18 protein-coding genes and 1 pseudogene are annotated in these 21636 nt (G+C 64.1%); 12 read left to right on the forward strand and 7 right to left on the reverse strand.

The features are described 5' to 3' along the window. Positions 1 to 116: 116 nt before the first annotated feature. Positions 117 to 908, reverse strand: a complete 792-nt coding sequence (locus M1D43_RS15700; protein ID WP_027992168.1) for a creatininase family protein — start codon at positions 906 to 908, stop codon at positions 117 to 119. Between the two features lie 113 nt (positions 909 to 1021). On the opposite strand from M1D43_RS15700, the gene M1D43_RS15705 reads away from it, so the two are divergent. The 3 genes from M1D43_RS15705 to M1D43_RS15715 all read left to right on the forward strand — a co-directional run bounded on the left by M1D43_RS15705 (position 1022) and on the right by M1D43_RS15715 (position 3698). Beyond that, on the forward strand, positions 1022 to 1525 hold the full coding sequence (locus M1D43_RS15705) for a MarR family winged helix-turn-helix transcriptional regulator (protein WP_003528917.1): 504 nt from the start codon (positions 1022 to 1024) through the stop codon (positions 1523 to 1525). A gap of 108 nt (positions 1526 to 1633) precedes the next feature. Then, positions 1634 to 2656: a LacI family DNA-binding transcriptional regulator gene (locus M1D43_RS15710; RefSeq protein ID WP_003528919.1), complete on the forward strand. Its 1023-nt coding sequence runs from the start codon at positions 1634 to 1636 to the stop codon at positions 2654 to 2656. 73 nt (positions 2657 to 2729) lie between these two features. After that, positions 2730 to 3698 (forward strand): 2-hydroxyacid dehydrogenase, encoded by a 969-nt coding sequence (locus tag M1D43_RS15715; RefSeq protein WP_153313047.1) that lies wholly within the window; start codon positions 2730 to 2732, stop codon positions 3696 to 3698. Here the strand turns inward: M1D43_RS15715 and M1D43_RS15720 are convergent. Beyond that, entirely contained in the window at positions 3695 to 4450 is a 756-nt protein-coding gene (locus tag M1D43_RS15720) for a gamma-glutamyl-gamma-aminobutyrate hydrolase family protein (RefSeq protein ID WP_003528923.1), read from the reverse strand. The two genes, M1D43_RS15715 and M1D43_RS15720, sit on opposite strands and share 4 nt — an antisense overlap. 222 nt (positions 4451 to 4672) lie before the next feature. Here M1D43_RS15720 and M1D43_RS15725 point away from each other — a divergent pair, with 222 nt between their 5' ends. The 5 genes from M1D43_RS15725 to M1D43_RS15745 all read left to right on the forward strand — a co-directional run bounded on the left by M1D43_RS15725 (position 4673) and on the right by M1D43_RS15745 (position 10710). Continuing rightward, entirely contained in the window at positions 4673 to 6994 is a 2322-nt protein-coding gene (locus tag M1D43_RS15725) for a putative bifunctional diguanylate cyclase/phosphodiesterase (RefSeq protein WP_153313046.1), read from the forward strand. A 202-nt stretch (positions 6995 to 7196) separates the two neighbouring features. Next, positions 7197 to 7421, forward strand: a complete 225-nt coding sequence (locus tag M1D43_RS15730; RefSeq protein WP_003528928.1) for an aa3-type cytochrome c oxidase subunit IV — start codon at positions 7197 to 7199, stop codon at positions 7419 to 7421. Positions 7422 to 7739: 318 nt separating this feature from the next. After that, complete coding sequence (locus M1D43_RS15735) at positions 7740 to 8888, forward strand: Re/Si-specific NAD(P)(+) transhydrogenase subunit alpha (RefSeq protein WP_318853645.1); 1149 nt, start codon at positions 7740 to 7742, stop codon at positions 8886 to 8888. 1 nt (position 8889) lies between these two features. Further along, entirely contained in the window at positions 8890 to 9300 is a 411-nt protein-coding gene (locus M1D43_RS15740; RefSeq protein WP_003528932.1) for an NAD(P) transhydrogenase subunit alpha part 2, read from the forward strand. Between the two features lie 9 nt (positions 9301 to 9309). Then, on the forward strand, positions 9310 to 10710 hold the full coding sequence (locus M1D43_RS15745) for an NAD(P)(+) transhydrogenase (Re/Si-specific) subunit beta (RefSeq protein WP_028009841.1): 1401 nt from the start codon (positions 9310 to 9312) through the stop codon (positions 10708 to 10710). Positions 10711 to 11222: 512 nt separating this feature from the next. Here M1D43_RS15745 and M1D43_RS15750 read toward each other — a convergent pair. From M1D43_RS15750 to rpsU, 5 genes and pseudogenes are all read right to left on the reverse strand, one after another. Beyond that, positions 11223 to 12402 (reverse strand): annotated as a pseudogene (locus tag M1D43_RS15750) (IS110 family RNA-guided transposase). A 227-nt stretch (positions 12403 to 12629) separates the two neighbouring features. Continuing rightward, the gene (locus M1D43_RS15755) at positions 12630 to 13901 is read right to left on the reverse strand and encodes an adenylate/guanylate cyclase domain-containing protein (protein WP_192923421.1); all 1272 of its coding nucleotides are present in this window, start codon (positions 13899 to 13901) and stop codon (positions 12630 to 12632) included. A 107-nt stretch (positions 13902 to 14008) separates the two neighbouring features. Then, a complete protein-coding gene (locus M1D43_RS15760; RefSeq protein WP_153313655.1) occupies positions 14009 to 14482 on the reverse strand; it encodes a DUF992 domain-containing protein in 474 nt (157 codons plus the stop codon). Positions 14483 to 14721: 239 nt separating this feature from the next. Then, positions 14722 to 15645 carry a tetratricopeptide repeat protein gene (locus M1D43_RS15765; RefSeq protein WP_013844854.1) on the reverse strand — a complete coding sequence of 308 codons (924 nt, stop codon included), beginning with the start codon at positions 15643 to 15645 and terminating at the stop codon, positions 14722 to 14724. 151 nt (positions 15646 to 15796) lie between these two features. Then, positions 15797 to 16009, reverse strand: coding sequence for a 30S ribosomal protein S21 (gene rpsU / locus M1D43_RS15770; RefSeq protein ID WP_003533884.1), 213 nt, complete (start codon positions 16007 to 16009; stop codon positions 15797 to 15799). Positions 16010 to 16314: 305 nt separating this feature from the next. Between rpsU and M1D43_RS15775 the strand changes: the two genes are divergently transcribed. From M1D43_RS15775 to M1D43_RS15790, 4 genes are all read left to right on the forward strand, one after another. Next, positions 16315 to 17568, forward strand: coding sequence for a sarcosine oxidase subunit beta family protein (locus tag M1D43_RS15775; protein WP_010970244.1), 1254 nt, complete (start codon positions 16315 to 16317; stop codon positions 17566 to 17568). A gap of 114 nt (positions 17569 to 17682) precedes the next feature. Continuing rightward, positions 17683 to 18024, forward strand: coding sequence for a sarcosine oxidase subunit delta (locus tag M1D43_RS15780; RefSeq protein WP_010970243.1), 342 nt, complete (start codon positions 17683 to 17685; stop codon positions 18022 to 18024). Next, complete coding sequence (locus M1D43_RS15785; RefSeq protein ID WP_153313654.1) at positions 18021 to 21014, forward strand: sarcosine oxidase subunit alpha; 2994 nt, start codon at positions 18021 to 18023, stop codon at positions 21012 to 21014. Before M1D43_RS15780 ends, M1D43_RS15785 begins: the two co-directional genes overlap by 4 nt. After that, positions 21007 to 21561: a sarcosine oxidase subunit gamma gene (locus M1D43_RS15790; RefSeq protein ID WP_153320917.1), complete on the forward strand. Its 555-nt coding sequence runs from the start codon at positions 21007 to 21009 to the stop codon at positions 21559 to 21561. Before M1D43_RS15785 ends, M1D43_RS15790 begins: the two co-directional genes overlap by 8 nt. Positions 21562 to 21636 lie beyond the last annotated feature (75 nt).

Genomic DNA, 21636 nt, shown 5'->3' on the forward strand with positions numbered 1-21636 from the left:
GGGAACCTCGAGGGTTGGCGATGCGCCGCGGGCATCGATGGTTGGGTTCTCATATAAGAGATGAGGTGGCGATGCGCAAATACAGACCTGTGTCGCGATCGACGGGGGAGAAAAAATCAGTCGAGCTCGCCGGCATCGAAGGCGTTCACATCCTCGAGCAGCTCGATGATGCCTTTTGCCGCATGCGCAAGCAGCGCTTCGCCGCGCTCGGCGGTGGCGGCGGCGGCATTGCCGGCGACGCCGTCCGGGTTCAGATCCGACATCTTCCAGCCGAAAGCGTGCGGGCCGTAAGCGCGCAGATGCTTGAAGGAAAGCGCGAATTCGCCCTGGCGCGAAGGGAAGGCGCGGGCCTTCGCCATATCCACCTTGTCCGGATGGAGCGCCAGCATGACCGAGGTCTCGATATCGCCGCCATGGATGTCGACCGCCTTGTCCTTGGCGCTGATCCAGCCATCCGGCTGTCCGAAGCGTGTCCAGCTCGTCGCCACGGCCAGCATCCTGAAGCGTATCCGCGCCTCCGTCGCTACGATGGTCATCAGGGGCGAATTGCCGCCATGCGCGTTCAGCATCACGAACTTGCGGATGCCGAGTCCGGCGAGCCCCTCGGCGATGCCGAGCCAACGTTCGATCGCCTCGTCATAGGCGAGCGTGCGAGTGCCGGAAACATCCATGTGTTCGATCGAATAGCCGACCGGTTCGACAGGCAGGAAGGTCACGGGCAGTGCTTGGGGGAGTGCGGCGATGACGCGCTCGACGATGCCCGCCGCGATCAGCCGGTCCGTTTCGAAGGGGAGATGCGGCCCGTGCTGTTCATGTGCGCCGAGCGGGAGCACCGCGATCCAGTCCCGCCGCTCGACGGGTTCGAGTGCGGCGGAATTGTCGGTCCATCGGGGCTTCGGCAACGACATTTCTACTCGGCCCTCGGCGTGGTTTGTCGTAAAATCGTTATTTGAGTCATACAGTTCGTAAACTCAAGCCTTATTGCTATAAGTGTAGTGTAGGGGATTCGGCGGGAGGTCCAATGGGCAAGAAGAGCAAAGCCGAAAGGAAGGGCAAGAACGGCAAGAAGAAGGACGAGATCGTCGCCGAGGCGAACGATCACGATCTTGCTTCGGTTCTCGTCCAGGCGGCCCGCTCGATGCGCACGGTGCTCTCTCGCAATCTCGTCGCAAGCGGCCTTTATGCCGGGCAGGACGGCGTCATGCTCGCTCTTGCCGAAACCGATGGGCTCACGGCCGGCGCGCTGGCGGGCAAGCTCGGGGTCAAGGCACCGACGATGACGCGCACGATCGGCCGCATGGAAGCGCAGGGCTTCCTCGAACGCCGGCCGGACAGGGACGATGCCCGGCTGACCAAGGTCTATCTGACAGAGCTCGGCCGTGATCGTCTGCAGATCATCGCGGAAGCGGGCCAGCATTCCGAGAAGCTCGCAACACGCGGTTTGACCGACAAGCAGGTGCGCACCCTCATGAAGCTCCTGCGCGCCGTCGACAGCAATCTGCAGGCCGCCAGAGCTGCGGATTGAGCCCGGGTTTGAGAACCGGGCGGCTTGAACTTCCCGATTGCAGCGATAATTTAAACAGTTTAAAGGAATTTAAACTGGCTGACGGCAGCGACTGCAACGGGGGATATGGTGGCGCAAAAGGTCAAGCTTTCTACAATCGCGGAAACACTCGGCCTTTCGACGGCGACGGTATCCCTGGCATTGCGCGACAGCCCGCTGGTGGCGGCGGTCACACGCGACAAGATCAAGGAACAGGCGCGCGCACTCGGCTACATCTACAACCGCCGTGCCGCAAGTCTCAGGACGTCGCGCTCGGGCATCATCGGTGTCGTCGTGCACGACATCATGAACCCGTTCTACGGCGAGATCCTCAAGGCGATCGAGGCTGAGCTCGATCGCGACAAGCAGACCTTCATTCTGTCCAATCACTACGATTCCGTCGAGAAGCAGCGCGATTTCATCGAGACGCTGCTGCAGCTCGGTGGCGACGGCGTCATCATGTCGCCCGCTATCGGCACGCCGCCGCAGGACATTCAGCTTGCCGAGGACAACGGCATGCCGGCGATCCTGATCGCCCGCTCGATCGAGGGGCTCGACGTCCCCATCTTCCGCGGCGACGACGCCTATGGCATTTCGCTCGCGACCAATCATCTCATCGGGCTCGGCCATCGCTGCATCGCGATGGTCGGGGGAACGGACCAGACCTCGACCGGCCGCGACCGCTACCAGGGCTACGTCAACGCGCTGCGCAAGGCGAATATCGAGGTCGACCCGGACCTGCGCATCCCGGGGCCACGCTCCAAGCAGGGCGGTTTCGAGGCCGCGGTGCATCTCCTTTCGCTGCCGCAGAAGCCCACCGCGGTCGTCTGCTGGAACGATCTCGTCGCCATCGGCATGATGAACGGCATTGCCCGCGCAGGCCTCGTGCCGGGCGTCGACATCTCCGTCACCGGCTACGACGATCTCGAGGAAGCGTCGATCGCGACGCCGGCGCTGACGACCGTCTGGAACGGCCAGGCGGAGGTGGGGCGCAGTGCTGCGCGCGCGCTCCTGGACAAGCTTTCCGGCAGCCACGAACCCGACGGCATCCATCTGATCAAGCCGGAAATGCGCATCCGCCAGTCGACCGGTCCGCTGCGCGTAACGGCTTGATCGATCCCTCCGAGTCTGAACAGGATGCGTGAGTGTTCGTCCGCATTCCCGTCATGTCCGGAAAGGAAACCCGATGAGTCGTCCTAGAATTCTCGTGCCCGGCAAGATCAACCCGAGGGTCCTCGAACGATTGCCGGAAATGTTCGAGACCGTGCGCATCGAGCGCGCCGATGCGGCCCTCGTGACAGCCGACATGCGCGACGTTTCCGGCATTGCCGTTTCGGGCAAGCTGCCGGTGCCGCTGATGGATGCATTCCCCAGCCTCGAGATCGTTGCGAATTTCGGCGTCGGCTACGACGGCGTCGATGTCTCGCGTGCAGCAGCCCGAGGGATTGTCGTCACCAATACGCCTGATGTCCTGACCGAGGAAGTCGCCGACACGGCCATCGGCCTCCTCCTCAACACGCTGCGCCTCCTGCCGCAGGCCGAGCAATGGCTGCGCCAAGGCCGGTGGGTGCGCGAGGGGGCCTTCCCGCTATCCCCGCTTTCGCTCCGCGGCCGTACGGTCGGGCTGTTCGGCCTGGGCCGGATCGGCCTCGCGATCGCACGGCGGCTCGAAGCCTTCGGCGTCTCGATCGCCTACCACACGCGCACGCCGCGCGAAGGCCTCGGCTTCACCTATCATCCGACCCTCGTGGGTATGGCCGAGGCCGTCGACACGCTCATCGTCATCGTGCCCGGAACAGCGAGCACGCTGAAAGCGGTCAATGCCGATGTCCTTTCGGCGCTCGAACCGAAGGGCGTGCTGATCAATGTGGGTCGCGGCTCGACGGTGGACGAGGCGGCGCTTGTCACCGCACTTCAGAACGGCACCATTGCCGGCGCCGGCCTCGACGTCTTCGAGAACGAGCCCAATGTTCCCGAGGCGCTTCTTTCGTTTCCGAACGTCTCTCTGCTGCCGCATGTGGCGTCGGCCTCTGTCGTCACCCGCAACGCCATGTCCGATCTCGTCGTCGACAACCTGAAGGCATGGTTCTCGACCGGTGAAGCTTTGACACCGGTGGTCGAGACGCCGTTCCGGCGTAGAGCGATCCAAAACTAACTGGCCTTGCTCTCACGATAGGCGCGCGCGGCATCGCCGAAGGCCTTGAACAGGGCGGCCGACGGGGCGTCGGTCCGGACCCAGTATTCGGGATGCCACTGCACGCCGACGGCGAAGGCCTTGGCGCCGATGACCGAGACCGCCTCGATGGTCCCGTCGTCGGCCACGGCTTCGACCGCAAGCCGCGGAGCGGCGGCTCCGATCGCCTGGCGATGCAGCGAATTGACCCTTACGCGGCCGGTGCCGAGGACCGGGGCCAGACAGCTTCCTTCCTTCACGACCACATCCTGGCGAATGCCATAGGCGACATCGAGATCCGGAACCTCCGGCTTGCGGTGGTCCCATATGCCGGGCTGCTCCTGGATCTCGCTCGCAAGCGTGCCGCCAAGCGCGACATTGAGCTCCTGTATGCCGCGGCAGATCGCGAACAGGGGGACGCCGCGGTCGAGTGCGCGGCGGATCAGCGGCAGGCTGGTCGCATCGCGGCCCGGGTCGAAAGGCCCGTCCGCTTCGCTCGCCTCCCTGCCATAGAGCGAAGGGTGGACGTTGGAGCGGGCGCCGCTGGCGAGCACGCCGTCGACGCGGTCGAGAATCTCGTCCACATCGTTCCCGGCCTCCAGAGCGGGAACGAGAAACACCATCAGCCCGGCGCCCTCGACCGCCGCGCGGACATATTGGTGGGCGGCAACATGCCAGACATTGCCGTCGAATTCGCGGAAATCGCAGGGGATGGCAACGACAGGTTTCGACATCGTCAGACTCCGGTTATGATCCGCAAAAGCCTTGCCGCCAGAACCCTCAAAAAGTCAACTGGGGGAGAGCTCGGACACCGTCGCCAGTCGGCGACTGTAACGTCGCGCATAGCACGGGGACACATATCCGAAACGCTGATACCGACAGGGGCCAATATCTGCCGGGGCAATCTTTCGTTAAGTCCTCGACCCTAACAATCCGGCAAACCGGAGCTTAGGTTCATGACCCGCAATGAACGGGGCGCTCTTCCGGCAGACATCTATCTGTCGTTCGTAAGCTCGCTCTACCAGAATCGAGGGACGTTGGTGATCGGCATGCTATCGCATGTCGTGACCTTTCTGCTTGTCTTTCTGAAGACCTCCGACACGCTCTATCTCGGCTGCACCGTCGCGATCGTCGTCCTGTGGATCGTGCGCAATCTCGACATGATGCGCTTCGACCAGCTGGATCTGTCCGGGGCGGACTACGCGGCCATCAGAATGTGGGAGAACCGCTACATCGTCGGCGGCGTCGCCGTTACGCTGACCTGCGGCATCGCCTGCGGATATGCGATAGCGGTCACCCGGGACGTGTTTTCCCAGGTTGCATGCGTGTCGGTGACGCTTGCCTCGATGATCTCACTGGTGGGCCGCAACTACGGTTCCGAGCGGGCGGTACTGCTTCTTTCGTCTTCGGCCTGCCTGCCGATGATGATCGGCGCCCTGTCGCTGGGCGATCCCTTCATGGCCGTCCTCGCGGTTCTGATCGTGCCCTTCATCCTGACGACCTGGATGATGGCGAATAATGTGCGCGGCTATCTTTTCGAAAAAATCCTCGCAGCCCGGGACGAGAACGTCCTTGCGGCACTGGAAACGAAGACGATCGCGGGGCAGTTCGACGCGGCACTCAACAACATGACTCACGGTCTTTTCATGCTGGACGACCGGCATCGCATCGTGGTGGCGAACGAGCGTGCCTGCGAACTTCTGCACCTAGGCGACAAGGCGCAACTCAAAGGCTGGCTGCTCGGTGATGTCCTCGAGCGCGGGAGCGATGCGCTGGCGCTCGACCCGGAAAGAAGCGACAGCATAGCGCGGCAGCTGGACCTGCTGATCGAGGGAAAGCGTTCGCGCGCGCTCGTCACCATATCGGAGGAGCTCCTTCTCGAATTCTCGGCGAACCGCCGCGAGAACGGCGAAATCGTTCTTATCTTCGAAGACGTGACGGCGCGCGTTCAGGCAGAAAGGCAGGTTCTGCAGATGGTGCGCTTCGACACGCTCACCGGTCTGCCGAGCCGGGACTATTTCGCCGAGCTCACCCACAATGCGGTTGCGGCCGGCACGGCGCATGATCGCGACATCGGCCTCCTGCTCGTAGACATCGCCGAATTCAAGCACGTCAACGACACGAGAGGCCACGTCGTCGGGGACAAGCTTCTTCAGGCCATTGCCGATCGTCTCAAGGGTCTCGCAGGCAGTGAGGCGATCGCCGCCCGGCTGATGGGCGACGAGTTCGTCGTGTTCTTTCATAACAGGGTGGGCCGTTCCGGTCTGGAGGAACGGATTCGCGCCGTCCATGCGAAGCTGCACGGCACCTATATGGCCGACGGTTTCACCTTCAACATGGCGATGAATGCCGGATTCGTCATTGTGAGGAAGAGCGAATTCCGGTTAGAGGAACTACAGATCAAGGCCGATCTGGCGCTATCCGAGGCCAAGGCCCGAAACAACGGCGGCTGCACCGCCTTCGAGGCCGAGATGGAAGCGCGCTACCTCGACCGCCAGAAGCTCAAGAGCGACCTGCGCGAGGCGGTTGGAAGAGGCGATCTCAGCCTTGCCTACCAGCCGATGTTCACGCCGGATGGATCGCGTGTCGTAAGCTGCGAAGCGCTGGCGCGCTGGACTCATCCGGAGCGCGGCCCAGTCCCGCCCGACATTTTCATCCCGCTTGCAGAAGAGATGGGGCTTGTCACGGACATAACGCGCTTCGTTGTGCGGCATGCCTGCCGCGATTGCCTGACTTGGCCGGCCGAGGTGGCGGTTTCGGTCAATCTCTCCGTTCTCGACCTTCACGGGGACGAGATCGTCGCGATCGTGGCGGAAGCACTTGCAGAGAGCGGCCTCAACCCCGCCCGCTTGCATCTCGAAGTCACCGAAAGCTGCCTGATGGACGAGCCCGTCAAGGTCCAGGCCGTGCTTCGGGAGCTGCGCGAGCGCGGCATGGCGATCGCGATAGACGATTTCGGAACCGGTTATTCGAGCCTCAGCTACCTCGATGCGCTTCCGGTCAGCATCATCAAGGTCGACCGGTCCTTCGTGCGCGACATCCATGTGAATTCCCGGCGCTTCAAACTCCTGCTCGGCACGGTCAATCTTGCCCGCGCCCTGGAGCTCAAGGCGGTCGTCGAGGGGGTCGAGACGGCCGAACAGCTGCAGCTCATAAACGAGTACAATTGCGCCGATCTGATCCAGGGCTTTGTCTTCGCGGCCCCGATGCCCGCCTCTGCCGTGGCCGTCCTGTGCGGGCATGGCATGCCGGAACCGGTTGCGGAGCGGTCCGCCTGACGCCTTTCGGCGCAATGTCGCCCCTGCGCCGGCCGCACTATCGATTATGCCGCAGGGCTCGCGGGGCGGTTTTCGTTGCGAAGGGGCGGCGCATTGTGTATGCGGAGCTAAAGGAACCGATTGCGCCTCGCGGGCAAGCGGTCATGGGTGGATAAGACAGGGCCGCCATCGGCGGTGCCGCAGAATTTTGGAGAATTGGACGATGGCAGAGCATCATTCGGGACCGGTCGAAACGGGCGCTCCGATGGACTATTCCGAGCATGAGAAGACATATGATTTCTTCATCAGCGCCACGAAATACGGCACTCTGTTTTGCGTCGCGCTGCTGATTGCGATGGCTGCTGCTTTCTTCACGACGATGGGCTTTTTCAGCTCGCTCGTTCTTTTCATTCTCATCAACGTTGCCGGTTACTTCTTTCTTCGCTGACCGGCGTCGCTGATCCGTCCCGCCGAAGATGGGGAGGGGGTCCCCATCTTTGTCGCGGGCCGATCGAGTTTTTCCCGCACCACGTGGGAGTATCGTCTCGGCGGCGGATGTTTCCGCCCCGCAGGAGGAGTTCTGTCGCTACGACGATGCGCCAAGGGTGCACTAAGGTCGCTGTAGCGCATTGAGGTGCCGCATGGTTCTCTCCCGAAATCGGCTCGATTCGGGGACCGTGTGAGTGAAGAGGCGGCGTGCAATGCTGTCGCCTGGAGGACAACGTCCGCAACCCGGCCAGCCGGGGCGGACCGGGGAGGGGGATTTGTGAGCGAGATCGTCTTTATCGCCAAGGAATCGGATCCGAACGAGGGACGCGTTGCCGGTTCCGTCGAAAGCGTGAAAAAACTGAAGTCGCTTGGCTTCGACGTGGTTGTCGAAGCGGGTGCCGGCCTCGGTTCACGCATACCCGATCAGGAATACGAGAAGGCCGGTGCGCGTGTCGGTACGGCGGCGGATGCGAAAACCGCCGACGTGATCCTCAAGGTCCGTCGGCCGAGTGCGCACGAGATTTCCGGCTACCGGTCCGGCGCTGTCGTCATCGCCATCATGGACCCCTACGGTAACGAGGAAGCGATATCGGCCATGGCCGGCGCGGGCCTCACAACCTTCGCCATGGAGCTGATGCCGCGCATCACCCGCGCCCAATCCATGGACGTGCTTTCCAGCCAGGCAAACCTTGCCGGTTATCAGGCGGTGATCGACGCCGCCTACGAATATGACCGCGCGCTGCCGATGATGATGACCGCTGCCGGCACCGTGCCCGCGGCCAAGATCTTCGTCATGGGCGCGGGCGTTGCCGGCCTGCAGGCGATCGCTACCGCCCGCCGCCTGGGCGCGGTCGTCTCGGCGACGGACGTTCGCCCCGCCGCAAAGGAGCAGGTAGCCTCTCTCGGCGCCAAGTTCATCGCCGTCGAGGACGAGGAGTTCAAGGCGGCCGAGACCGCCGGCGGCTATGCCAAGGAAATGTCCGGGGAGTATCAGGCCAAGCAGGCGGCGCTCGTCGCCGAGCACATTGCCAAGCAGGACATCGTCATCACCACGGCGCTGATCCCCGGCCGTCCGGCGCCGCGGCTCGTGACCCGCGAAATGCTCGATTCCATGAAGCCCGGATCGGTCGTCGTCGACCTCGCGGTCGAGCGCGGCGGCAATATCGAGGGGGCCGAAGCCGGCAAGGTGACGGAGGTCGGGGGCGTCAGGATCGTCGGCCATCTGAACGTGGCGGGCCGCATCGCCGCTTCCGCCTCGCTGCTCTACGCCAAGAACCTCGTGACCTTCCTGGAGACGATGGTCTCGAAGGAGACGAAGGCGCTGGCATTGAACATGGAGGATGAACTCGTCAAGGCCACGGCGCTGACCCATGGCGGGGCAGTCGTGCACCCGGCCTTCGGTGGTGCCATGAGGGGGGAGAAGTAAGATGGCAAACGAACTTCTGGACAAGGCACTGACCGATCTCGAGCGGGCGGTCGAGGCGGTGAAGACCGCCGCCGAATACGTGCCCGATGCGGCCGGAGCGGTGGCGCATGGCGCGACCGGCGGCGCGATCGATCCCTTCGTCTTCCGCCTCGCGATCTTCGTGCTGGCCATCTTCGTCGGCTACTACGTCGTCTGGTCGGTGACGCCGGCGCTGCATACGCCGCTGATGGCGGTGACCAATGCGATCTCGTCGGTGATCGTCGTCGGCGCCTTGCTCGCGGTCGGGATCTCCGCCTCGGGGCTTGCCACCGGCTTCGGCTTCGTCGCACTGGTACTTGCTTCGGTGAACATCTTCGGCGGCTTCCTGGTCACCCAGCGCATGCTCGCCATGTACAAGAAAAAAGAAAAGTGAGGCGGGCCGATGAACGCTAATTTCGCTGCCTTCCTCTATCTCGTCTCGGGCGTGCTCTTCATCATGGCGCTGCGCGGCCTGTCGCATCCGACCACCAGCCGCAAGGGCAATACCTACGGCATGGTCGGCATGGGCATCGCGATCGTCACGACGCTGTTCCTGGCACAGCCGTCGATCGGCGGGTTTCTCCTGATCGTCGCAGGTCTGGCCGTCGGCGGCGGTGCCGGCGCCTATATCGCAAAGCGCATCCCGATGACGGCGATGCCGCAGCTCGTGGCCGGCTTCCACTCGCTCGTCGGTCTCGCCGCCGTTCTGGTGGCGGCCGCCGCACTCTATGCCCCGTCCTCCTTCGGCATCGGCGAGGTCGGCTCGATCCCCGCGCAGGCGCTGGTCGAAATGGCGCTCGGCGTGGCGATCGGCGCCATCACCTTCACGGGCTCGATCATCGCCTTCCTGAAGCTGGACGGCCGCATGTCCGGGAAGCCTATCCTTCTGCCCTACCGCCACGCGATCAACCTCGCGCTTGCCGTGCTCGTCGTCTTCTTCATCATCGGGCTGGCGCTCAGCGAAAGCCATTTCGACTTCTGGGCGATCGTCGCGCTGTCGCTGGCGCTCGGCGTGCTGATCATCGTTCCGATCGGCGGCGCGGACATGCCGGTCGTCGTATCGATGCTGAACTCCTATTCCGGCTGGGCAGCGGCCGGCATCGGCTTTACCCTCGGCAACCTGGCGCTCATCATAACCGGGGCGCTCGTCGGCTCGTCGGGTGCGATCCTCTCCTACATCATGTGCAAGGGCATGAACCGGTCCTTCATCTCGGTGATCCTGGGCGGCTTCGGCGGCGAGACGGCGGCTGCCGGCGGCGACGACGGAGTCCAGAGGACGGTGAAACAGGGCTCGGCCGACGACGCCGCCTTCCTGATGCAGAACGCCTCGAAAGTGATCATCGTGCCGGGCTACGGCATGGCGGTCGCCCAGGCACAGCACGCGCTCCGGGAGCTTGCCGACAAGCTCAAGGAGAACGGCGTCGAGGTGAAATACGCGATCCACCCGGTCGCCGGCCGCATGCCCGGTCATATGAACGTGCTGCTCGCCGAAGCGAACGTCCCCTATGACGAGGTGTTCGAACTGGAGGACATCAATTCGGAATTCGCCCAGGCCGACGTCGCCTATGTCATAGGCGCCAACGACGTCACCAATCCGGCGGCGCGCGACGACAAGTCCTCGCCGATCTACGGCATGCCGATCCTCGACGTCGACAAGGCCAAGACCTGCCTCTTCGTCAAACGTTCGCTCGGCTCCGGCTATGCCGGCATCGACAACACGCTGTTCTACAAGGACGGCACGATGATGCTGCTCGGCGACGCCAAGAAGATGACCGAAGAGATCGTCAAGGCGATCAATCACTGAGGGGAGCGAGGCCGGCCCCTCACATGAGGAATTCGCTGTCAATCCCTGCCGTGTAAGAGGACTTTCCTCGTTGTTCGACGGGTGCGGTCTTCCTCTCGTCCCGACCTTGTGCGTTTTTCTGGGATCGGGGGTGGATCGGGGCAAGGGTCGGCCATCGGCCGGCCGCGCAGCGGCTTGCCCTTGCGGCGATCCACCCCCGATCCCACGATGGCGTGTCGGTCGGGGGTCCGTGGTTGCATGCCCGTGTGTCGAGGCATTGCCGCGTTGCCTGCGATCGTTTTCGCGAGAAGCCGGGGAGCCCTTGTCACCATGCGCGTCGGACGGGCCGTTCGGCGCATAACCTCACATACGGTCGCCGCCGGCCGGCGGCTGCACCAATCTTCCGCTTGCAGCGGGAGGGCTCGGGAGAACGGGACCAGTCTCATCCACGGCGTTGTCTGCCAAGGGGCAGTCGGTTCGTTCACCCGGATTCTCCGAAGCCGATCAGGCTGCGGAGAAAGCGTGCAGCGGCATCAGGCGGTGGTCATCGCCATGCCCTCGATGTCGACGCCTTGGGTGACGTATTTCCACACCGCCACGAGAAGCTTGCGCGCCAGCGCTGTGATCATCACCTTTTTGAAGCGGCCGCCGTTCTGCCTGACCCGGTCGTGGAACCAGCGGCTGAGTGCGGTCTGCGGCTGATGGCGCAGCCACAGCCAGGCCAGCTGGATCAGCGTCGCGCGCAGCCGCGGATTGCCCGCCTTGGAGACGCCCTGCTCGTAATCGATCGTGCCGCTTCGCCAGGGCGTCGGCGCCAGTCCGGCATAGGCGGCTACTTGCCGGCGGTTGGCGAACGGCCGGAACAGGCCTTCGGTGAAGAGGACGCTGGCAAAGCCCCAGGCCGATGCCCTTGATCTCGAGTAGCCGCGCCATGACGGCGGCGTCCGTCCCACTGGCGGCCGCCTGCGCCTCGGCCGCCAGTGCCTTGAGCGCCGCCAGCAGCGCCTTCAACTGCTCAAGAAGCAATTCCAGCCGCTCGAGCAGCCGCGCGAGTTGCGCCTGCAGATGCGGCCCGAGCGCACGCCCGTCGCCGCCGCGCAGCTCCGCCAGGCGCTGCCGGCGGTCGCGGCGCAGCGGCCGGTAGTCGCGGATCCCCTGGGCGAACAGCAGGCCCTTGATGCGGTTGACCGCGCGGACGCGCTCGGCGGTCAATTCCTGGCGCTCCCGCACCAGCCGGCGGCGATCCTCATGCTCCGGCGTCGGCGCCTTGACCATCGCGCAGACGCGCGGCTCGCCGCGCTTGAAGGCCAGCAGCGTGCGCACCAGCATCTCGCCATCGATCCGGTCCGTCTTCGTCCGCCGGCGCCGCCGCGGCATGGCGATCGAGGCAGGATCGACGACATGGCTCTCGATCCCCTCGGCCTCCAGAGCCCGGTGGATCCAGAAGCCGTCGAGACCGGCCTCCTGGACGACGATCACCGGAAAGCGGCGACCGGTGCGCGCCTCGGCCTTGCGCCTGAGCGTCGCGAAGCGTTCGAGAAGCCCGGCCAGATCGCCGCCATCCACCTGGTGCCGCGACATCTTCTCGCCCCCGCCCGGCGACAGCGACGTCACCAGCCATGTCGACCGCGACAGTTCCAATGAAACGAAAATTGCGCCAAGATCAGTGCGGATAGTGCCCGTGCAATCGGGGCTTCGTGTAATCACAGCCATGAGACCCTCCAAGGTGCTGGGTTGGTAACACCACCACTTTGGCAAAAGCCGCGGCGCTATCCACCCCCTCATGGAATCTCATCCGGCTGCCGCCACCTTCTCCCCGCAGGCGGGGAGAAGGGATATGCCGCGCTGCCGAAGTCCCCTCTCCCCGCCTGCGGGGAGAGGGTTAGGGTGAGGGGCTTTTGGGCCCTGAACCGGCTATCGTCATCGTATCTCGGCTCCGCTCAGCCGCCCGCGATCTCCGGATCCCAGGTGAAGAGTTCCTTCGCTTTGGCAATGCCGCGGAGCGCAAACCGGCCGAGCGAAACGGCATTCGCGCGATGCTCGACCGGGCAGGCCGCGATGAATTCCGAGGACATGATCACATGCCGCTCGACTGAGCGGCACATGGCGGAGATACGGCTCACCTCGTTGACGGCTGGTCCGACGACGGTGAAATCCAGCCGGTCCTGGCTGCCGATATTGCCATAGAAGACTTCGCCGATGTGCAGTCCGAGATAGACGTCGGTGGTCGGCTTTCCCTCATCGAGCCGCCGCGCGTTCAACTCCGAAAGCATCACCCGCAGTTGACGCTCGGCCGCGATGGCGGCGCCGCAGGCCTCGGCCGGTTTGCGGCCGTTGAAGATGGCAAGCACTCCGTCGCCGATAAGCTTCAATACGCTGCCGCCATGATCGTGGACGGCGGTGATCACCATGCCGGAATAGTCGTTCAGAAAGGGGATGACATCCTCCGGCGCGACGCTGTCGGCTATGCGCGTGTAGTTGCGCAGATCGGAGAACCACATGACCGCCTCGATCCGCTCGGCCGAGCCCCTTTCGATGCTGCCCTCGACGACGCGGCGGCCGGCATCCCGGCCGAGATAGACATCCGCAAGCGTCCCGATGATGCGCATGCACGAGGCTGTCTTCACGGCGAGCGCGAGGGTGGGCAACAGCACTCTCAGTGCCGCGATGTCCTCCTCACGGAAGCCGGCTTGCCTTTTTGTGGTCCAATAGGAGTACAGGCAGTCCATCTGCCCTATGCGGCCGCGATCGGTGAAGTGATGAATCATGCTGACGCAGTCGGTGTGGCCCTCTGCCTTGAGCGTGTCGAGCACGGTGAAGGGAATATGCTTCTCCCCGGCAAGGCGGGTGCGGCGCTCGGTTTCATTGTCCCTGAGCATATGGAAGAAGACGGAGCGCTGCCAGTTGGCCTGAGCCTCGCCGCCGCTGGTCGAGCCGTATTGCACGACCTCGGGAACCTCGTCGCTTTCGCTGTTCCATTGGAAGGCGCGCCCTTCGAACTCCGGGTGCAGCGTGTCGATGATGCCGAGCGCGCGATCAATGGGCAGGCCCGCGGAGTGGCACCGGTCACAGAAGCCGGCAAGAAGGTCCTGCTCCTTCAGGCCTCGAATTCCCTCTTCCGACATCCACTGAACGATGTCGCGGATCAGCTGTTCCTTCATCCTGCATCCCGTCGTGCCGGCGTTACCGCGTCCGGCAACGATCATCACCATCACAGTGCCGCGCCTTGCAGCGGCGCGCAAGGTGGGCCGTACGGATCACGCAATGTGCCGCGGACGGGAGGAGGGGAGAGGAGCCGGCTTCATCGCTCGCGAAGCGATCAACCGGCCGGCGCCAGGACCAGGTGATCCACGCCGAGGGCGACATTCAGGCCCTCCTGCACCTGGACATTGACCGGTTGCAGCATGAAGGCCTTGTTCGTGCCGCCGGCAATGACCTTGGCGCCGCCACCGACTGCGAAGCTCGCATCGGCGCCGACACCGACATATTCGCCAGCCAGCGCAAATTCGTTCAGCGGAGTGCCGGTTTTCGCCAGCACGTCCCAGATCATGACGGTTTTGCCGGTGGAGCCGATATCCAGGCCGATCTTGGTGATCTTGCCCGCATAGACCCCTCCAGGCGAGCCATCCGCCGGCGAGAAGGTGCACATCAGGTTCTTGGTCGAGGTGACGATAAGCCCGGTGCCGCCTTCCGAGCCGCATGTGAGACGCCCGAGCGTGACGTAATTCTGGGCGGCGGCAGCTCCGGAGAGCGCCGCAAAGGCGATTGCGGTAATGAGGGTCTGTCGAATCATGGCTCGGATCTCCGTGCTGAAGCGTTTCACTGCTCATTCAAACTGTGAAACGCTCGAACCCCTTTGAAACTGCGCGCTTCCGGACGGAAAACCGCTACGCTTTTCCTGGAAGTGCTCTAGGCCATGGTCAAACGGATTGAATTCAGGATGGTTCCGCAACCCTGATCGGCGCAGATGAAACGACGACGCCCGCGACAGGGCCGCGGGCGTATGATGTCCGACGGAGGGTGGGCGAAGTTTCAGGACATCGCCTTGGCGCGGGCAAGGCCGGCACGCGCCGGCTCGTATTTGGGATCGAGCGACAAAGCATGCGAATAGGACTTCGCCGCCTTGGCCTTGTCGCCGCGGCGCTCGTAGATCAGCGCCTGGTTCGCCCAGGACTCGGCCAGCTTGCCATTCAGGTTGATGGCAGTGTTGAAGTCGGAGAAGGCGTTGTCGTCGTCGCCCTGCGCCACATAGGAGATGCCGCGGCCGTTATAGGGTTCGGGTGAGCTCGGCGAGAGCGAGATTGCCTTGGAGAAATCTTCGATAGCCTGCGCGTGCTGATTGCGCGCCTGATAGATCAGGCCACGATTGTGGTAGGCGCGGGGGTCTGCCGTATCGAGTTCGATCGCCTTGTTGAAGTCGTTGAAGGCGGCGTCGAGCTGGTTCGCCTGACGGTAGAGATTGCCGCGGCCGATATAGGCGACATCGTAATTCGGATTGATCTGCAGTGCCGCATTGTAATCCGCAAGAGCGGCCTGCTGGTTGCCCAGGTTGCGCTGAACCAGCGCCCGATTGGCATAGGCCTGATAGAAGCGCGGGTTGAGCTGGATCGCCTGGTCGAAATCGGCGACCGCCCGGCGGAATTCGCCGGCGCGCCCGTAGGCCGAGCCGCGCACATTGTAGCCCTCGGGGTCGCTCGGATTGGAGGCAATGACGCTCGAGAGCGAGGCGATGTTTTCTTCCGAGCCCTGAGCCCGTTCGACGCGGAACATCGATTCGGGCTTGTCGGTCTGGCATCCTGCGATGAGCAGGGCCGAGCCGAGCACGAGAAAGGCGGCAAGCTTCGGCTTGCGCTGGTGGCGGCGGTTCGCCTCCTCGGTGATGAGGCCGGAGACGTCCGCAGTCATGGCAGCAAGTGTCAAAGTCGATCCCTCAATGCGACAAGGCCCGAAAGCCATCGGCTTTCCGTTTACGGAGCACGCGAGTGCGGCGGCTGACCGTCGCCAGCTGTCACGCTAGACTGTCGACGGACTGGGTGTCCATACCAAAATGGCGGCGGCGATCCCTCGCCTCCGCCACTTGCATTGGAAAGCGTCGAAAAAAAGACGATCAGCGGGCCACGATGCCTTCGCGCTGCGCCCGCTTGCGGGCCAGCTTGCGAACGCGGCGGACGGCTTCTGCCTTTTCGCGCGCACGCTTCTGGGACGGCTTTTCGTAGAAGTCACGCATCTTCATTTCGCGGAAAATGCCTTCGCGCTGCATCTTTTTCTTAAGAGCGCGGAGCGCCTGATCGACATTGTTATCGCGGACAAGTACCTGCACGTGAATCCCGTTCCTTTGCTTCGAGTTGGTAAGCCTCACCATCAGGTTTGGAGAGGCAATAAATTTGCGTTCGCTGGGCGAGAACCCTACGATTAGAAGAGCGGATAACAGATCGCGTGCCGAAAGTCCAGCGGCGAGAGAGCGCGCGTGGGGAAAAAGCGCCGATGGCTCTGCGGCGGCGGCCGTCGATGTCGCAAGACCGCGCAAGTCCGCCGGATCGCGTCGCAAAAGAAACGTTGCGTGGTCCTCGGATTTGCGATTTCTAACGCCAACGAACGTTACCGGGTTCATGGAGTAGCAGGCGGATGCGCAAATATTCTGTTTTTGCCGTGGCGCGCGAGGCGCTGCGCGGCCACAAGGGGTGGGGCCCGCACTGGGCTTCGCCGGAGCCGCGCAAGCAATATGACGCAATCATCATAGGCGGCGGCGGTCATGGCCTCGGCGCCGCCTATTATCTCGCCAAAGAGCACGGCATCACCAATGTCGCCGTGCTCGAGAAGGGCTGGATCGGCGGCGGCAACACCGGCCGCAACACGACGATCATCCGGTCCAACTATCTCTATGAAGAGAGCATGGACATCTACGAGCATTCGCTGAAGCTCTGGGAAAACCTGTCGCAGGACCTGAACTACAACGTCATGTATTCGCCGCGCGGCGTGATGATGCTGTCGCACAACATCCATGACCAGCAGTCCTTCAAGCGTCACATCAATGCCAACCGGCTCTACGGCATCGACAATGAATGGCTGACGCCGGAACAGGCCAAGGCCTACTGCCCGCCGCTCGACATATCGAAGACTGCCCGCTACCCGATCAACGGCGCGGCACTGCAGCGCCGCGGCGGCACTGCGCGCCATGATGCGGTCGCCTGGGGCTATGCGCGCGCGGCTTCGGATCGCGGCGTCCACATCATCCAGAATTGCGAAGTGACCGGCATCCGCCGCGACGAAACCGGCCGCGTGACCGGCGTCGATACCAATCGCGGCTTCATCGGCGCGAAGAAGGTCGGCATCTCTGCTGCGGGCCACTCGTCGGTCCTGATGCAGATGGCGGATGTGCGCGTGCCGCTGCAGAGCCAGCCGCTGCAGGCGCTCGTCTCCGAGCCCTTGAAGCCGATCTTCCCCTGCGTTGTCATGTCGAACTCCGTGCATGCCTATATCTCGCAGTCGGACAAGGGCGAGTTCGTCATCGGCGCCGGCACCGACCAGTACAATTCCTACTCGCAGACCGGCGGCCTGCAGATCATCACGCATACGCTGGATGCGATCTGCGAGCTTTTCCCGATGTTCCGCCGCGTCAAGATGATGCGGCAATGGGGCGGCATCGTCGACGTCACTCAGGATCGTTCGCCGATCCAGGGCGTGACGCCGGTGCCCGGGCTCTACCTCAATGCCGGCTGGGGAACGGGCGGCTTCAAGGCGACGCCGGGTTCGGCCAATCTCTTTGCCCATCTCATCGCGCGCGGCGAGCCGCACCGGCTTGCCGCGGGGCTCACGCTCGAGCGCTTCCGCACCGGGCGGCTCATCGACGAGGCAGCCGCGGCCGCCGTTGCGCACTAAAGCATGATCCGACGGAGCGAAGCGAAGATCGATGATTACGCTTCAGAGAAAAGAACGTAGAGCGGCCTTGCGCCTTCCAAGAAAGGTGCGGCGCTCTGATCGAGGACATTCCAGATGCTTCTGATTTACTGCCCCTATTGCGAGGAAGAGCGCTCGGAGCTCGAATTCCGCAATGCCGGCGATGCCCATATCGTCAGACCGGCCAACATCGCCGAGATCAGCGACGAGGAGTTCGAGGAATACTTCTTCCTCCGTCAGAATCCGAAAGGGCTGATCTATGAAAGGTGGCGGCATATCCACGGCTGCGGTCGCTTCTTCAATGCGGCCCGCGATACCGTGAGCGACCGCTTCCACGTGACCTACAAGGCCGGTGAGCCGAGGCCGGATCTTAACGCCGAGCCGAAGACGAGCGAAACGGTCGAGACCTACGAGGCGCTGGAAGGAGTGGCAGAATGACCGGGGTCAACCGAATTTCGGGCGCCGGGCGCCTGACGCCGGCGCGCACCGCCCGCTTCACCTTCGACGGCCGGACGCTGACGGCGCTCGAGGGCGACACGATCGCCTCGGCGCTCATCGCCAACGACATCCATCTCGTCGGCCGCTCGTTCAAATATCACCGCCCGCGCGGCATTCTTTCGGCAGGCGCCGAAGAGCCGAATGCGCTGCTCGACGTTTCGCGCGATGCCGCGCGCCGGCAGCCGAACGTCCGCGCCACCGTGCAGGAAGTCTTCGACGGCATGAAGGTGTTGTCGCAGAACCGTTGGCCGTCGCTCGCCTTCGACGTCGGCGGCTTCAACGATCTCCTGTCGCCCTTCTTCGCCGCGGGCTTCTACTACAAGACCTTCATGTGGCCGAAGGCCGCCTGGCACAAGCTCTACGAGCCTTTCATCCGCCGCGCAGCCGGTCTCGGCGTCGCGCCCACGGAGCCCGATCCGGATCATTATTCAAGCCGCTACGTCCATTGCGACGTGCTGGTGGTCGGCGCCGGCGCTGCCGGACTTGCGGCCGCACTCGCGGCCGCGAATGCCGGTGCGAAGGTGATCCTGTGCGACGAGCAGCCGGCTGTCGGCGGCGCCCTGCATTACGACAGCGGCACCATGATCGACGGCAAGCCAGGCTATGACTGGGCGCTGGCGACGGGCAGGGCGCTTGCGGCGATGGACAATGTCACGCTGCTGACCCGCACGACGGCCTTCGGTTACTACAACCACAATTTCGTCGGCCTCGTCGAGCGAGTGACGGACCACCTCCCGGCTCCCGATAAGGGGCTTCCGCGCGAGCGTCTGTGGCAGGTGCGCGCGAAGAAGGTCATTCTCGCCAATGGCGCGATCGAGCGCCACATGGTCTTCGCCAACAACGACCGCCCTGGAATCATGCTGGCCTCGGCCGGCCGCACCTATCTCAACCATTTCGGCGTCGCAGTCGGCAAGAAGGTGGGCATCTATACGGCCCATGATTCCGCCTATGAGGCGGCCTTCGACCTGAGGAAGGCCGGCGTCGACGTTCCCGTGATCGTCGACTGCCGCGACAAGCCGGGCGACATGGTGCTCGCGGAAGCCCGCAGCCTCGGCATCGAGGTGCTGAGCGGCCACTCGGTCGTCGATACCGCCGGCAAGCTCAGGATCGCATCCATGAGTGTCGCTCGCAACGGCGGCGGAGCATCCCGCAAGATCGCGGTCGACGCACTGCTCGTCTCGGCCGGTTGGACCCCCTCGGTGCATCTCTTCTCCCAGTCGCGTGGCAAAGTGACCTTCGATGCGGCGACGGAGCGGTTCCTGCCGGGAACCTATGCACAGGAATGCCTGTCCGTCGGCGCCTGCAACGGCACGGACGACCTGCAGGCGACGATCGACGAGGCGCTTGCCGCCGGTGAACTGGCGGCCCGTGCCGCGGGTGCGGAAGGCGGCGCGCAGGTCGCGCTCTCCGGCCGCAACGCCTTCGAATGGACGGGCGGCATGATCGGCGCGGCGGAAGGCGCGGGTGCGGATAAGACGGTCAAGGCCTTCATCGACTTCCAGCACGACGTCTGCGCCAAGGACATCCGTCTCGCGGTGCGCGAAGGAATGCATTCGATCGAGCATATCAAGCGCTTCACCACCAACGGCATGGCTTCCGACCAGGGCAAGCTTTCCAACATGCACGGTCTCGCGATCGCGGCGGAAGCGCTCGGCAAGGAAATCCCCCAGGTGGGGCTCACGACCTTCCGCCAGCCCTATACGCCGGTGACCTTCGGGACGATCGTCAGCCACTCGCGCGGAAGCCTCTTCGATCCGGCCCGCAAGACGCCCATCCATGCCTGGGAGGAGGCGCAGGGCGCCGAGTTCGAGGATGTCGGCAACTGGAAGCGCGCCTGGTTCTATCCGAAGGCGGGCGAGAATATGCATGAGGCGGTTGCGCGCGAGTGCAAGACCGTTCGCGAAGCGGCCGGCGTCTTCGACGCATCGACCCTCGGCAAGATCGAGGTGGTCGGCCCGGATGCCGCCGAGTTCCTGAACCTCATGTACACCAACGCCTGGGACAATCTGAAGCCCGGCCGCTGCCGCTACGGCATCATGCTGCGCGACGACGGCTTCGTCTACGACGACGGTGTCGTCGGCCGGCTTGCGGAAGATCGCTTCCATGTGACGACGACGACCGGCGGCGCGCCGCGCGTCCTCCACCACATGGAGGACTATCTCCAGACGGAGTTCCCGCATCTGAACGTGTGGCTGACCTCGACGACCGAGCAATGGGCGGTCATCGCCGTGCAGGGTCCGAAGGCGCGCGAGATCATCGCGCCGCTCGTCGAGAGCATCGATCTCTCGAACGCAGCCTTCCCCCATATGAGCGTTGCCGAAGGCCGCATTTGCGGTGTGCCGACCAGGCTCTTCCGCATGTCGTTCACCGGCGAGCTCGGCTTCGAGGTCAACGTACCGGCCGATTACGGCCAGGCCGTGTGGGAGGCGATCTGGGCACGGGCCGAGCCGATGGGCGCCTGCGCCTACGGCACCGAGACCATGCACGTGCTGCGCGCCGAAAAAGGCTACATCATCGTCGGCCAGGATACGGACGGAACCCTCACGCCGGACGATGCCGGCCTCTCCTGGGCGGTATCGAAGAAGAAGCAGGACTTCGTCGGCATTCGCGGCATGAAGCGCCCCGACCTCGTCAAGGAAGGCCGCAAGCAGCTCGTCGGCCTCCTCACGAAAGACCCGCAGGTGGTGCTGGAGGAAGGGGCGCAGATCGTTGCCGATCCGAACGAACCGAAGCCGATGACCATGCTCGGTCATGTGACCTCGTCCTACTGGTCGCCGAACTGCGGCCGTTCGATCGCGCTCGCGGTCGTCGCCGGCGGCCGCGCGCGCCTCGGCCAGACGCTCTACGTGCCGATGGCCGACCGGACGATCGCCGTCGAGGTGAGCGACATGGTGTTCTTTGACAAGGAAGGAGGTCGCCTCCATGGCTGACCAGGCAATCGCTACCCGCAAAGCCCCGCTTGCCGGCCGCCGTGGCGGCTCGCCGGCGGCAATCCTGACGCCGGCGGAGCCGGCCTCGCGCGTATCGCTGCGCGCCGGGGCCGACGCGGTTCCCGCACTCTCGGCCGCGCTCGGCGTGACCATTCCCGTGCGGCCGAAGACGTCCGCCTCGACCGGCCGGCGTCATGTTCTCTGGCTCGGTCCCGATGAGTGGCTGGTGATCGACGAGGACGGTGCCGACCTGATGGCGGCGGCGGCCTCGAGCCGGACGGTGCACGCGGCCGTCGACGTTTCGCACCGGAACACGGCCGTCATCGTCAGCGGGCCGGGCGCGGAAGCGGCAATCAACAGCGGCTGCCCGCAGGACCTTTCGCTCTCCATTTTCCCCGTCGGAGCCTGCTCGCGCACGATCTTCGGCAAGGCGGAAATCGTTCTCTTCCGAACCGCCGAGGATACGTTCCGTGTCGAGTGCTGGCGGTCGTTCTCGCCCTTCGTGTTCGGGCTGCTGGCCGAAGGCGCGGAAGACGCGGGGCACTGACGGGCAAATTCCGGCCCCTCATCCGGCCTGCCGGCCACCTTCTCCCCGCAAGCGGGGCGAAGGAGACTCGTAGCA

The organism is Ensifer sp. R1-3 (assembly GCF_056739175.1).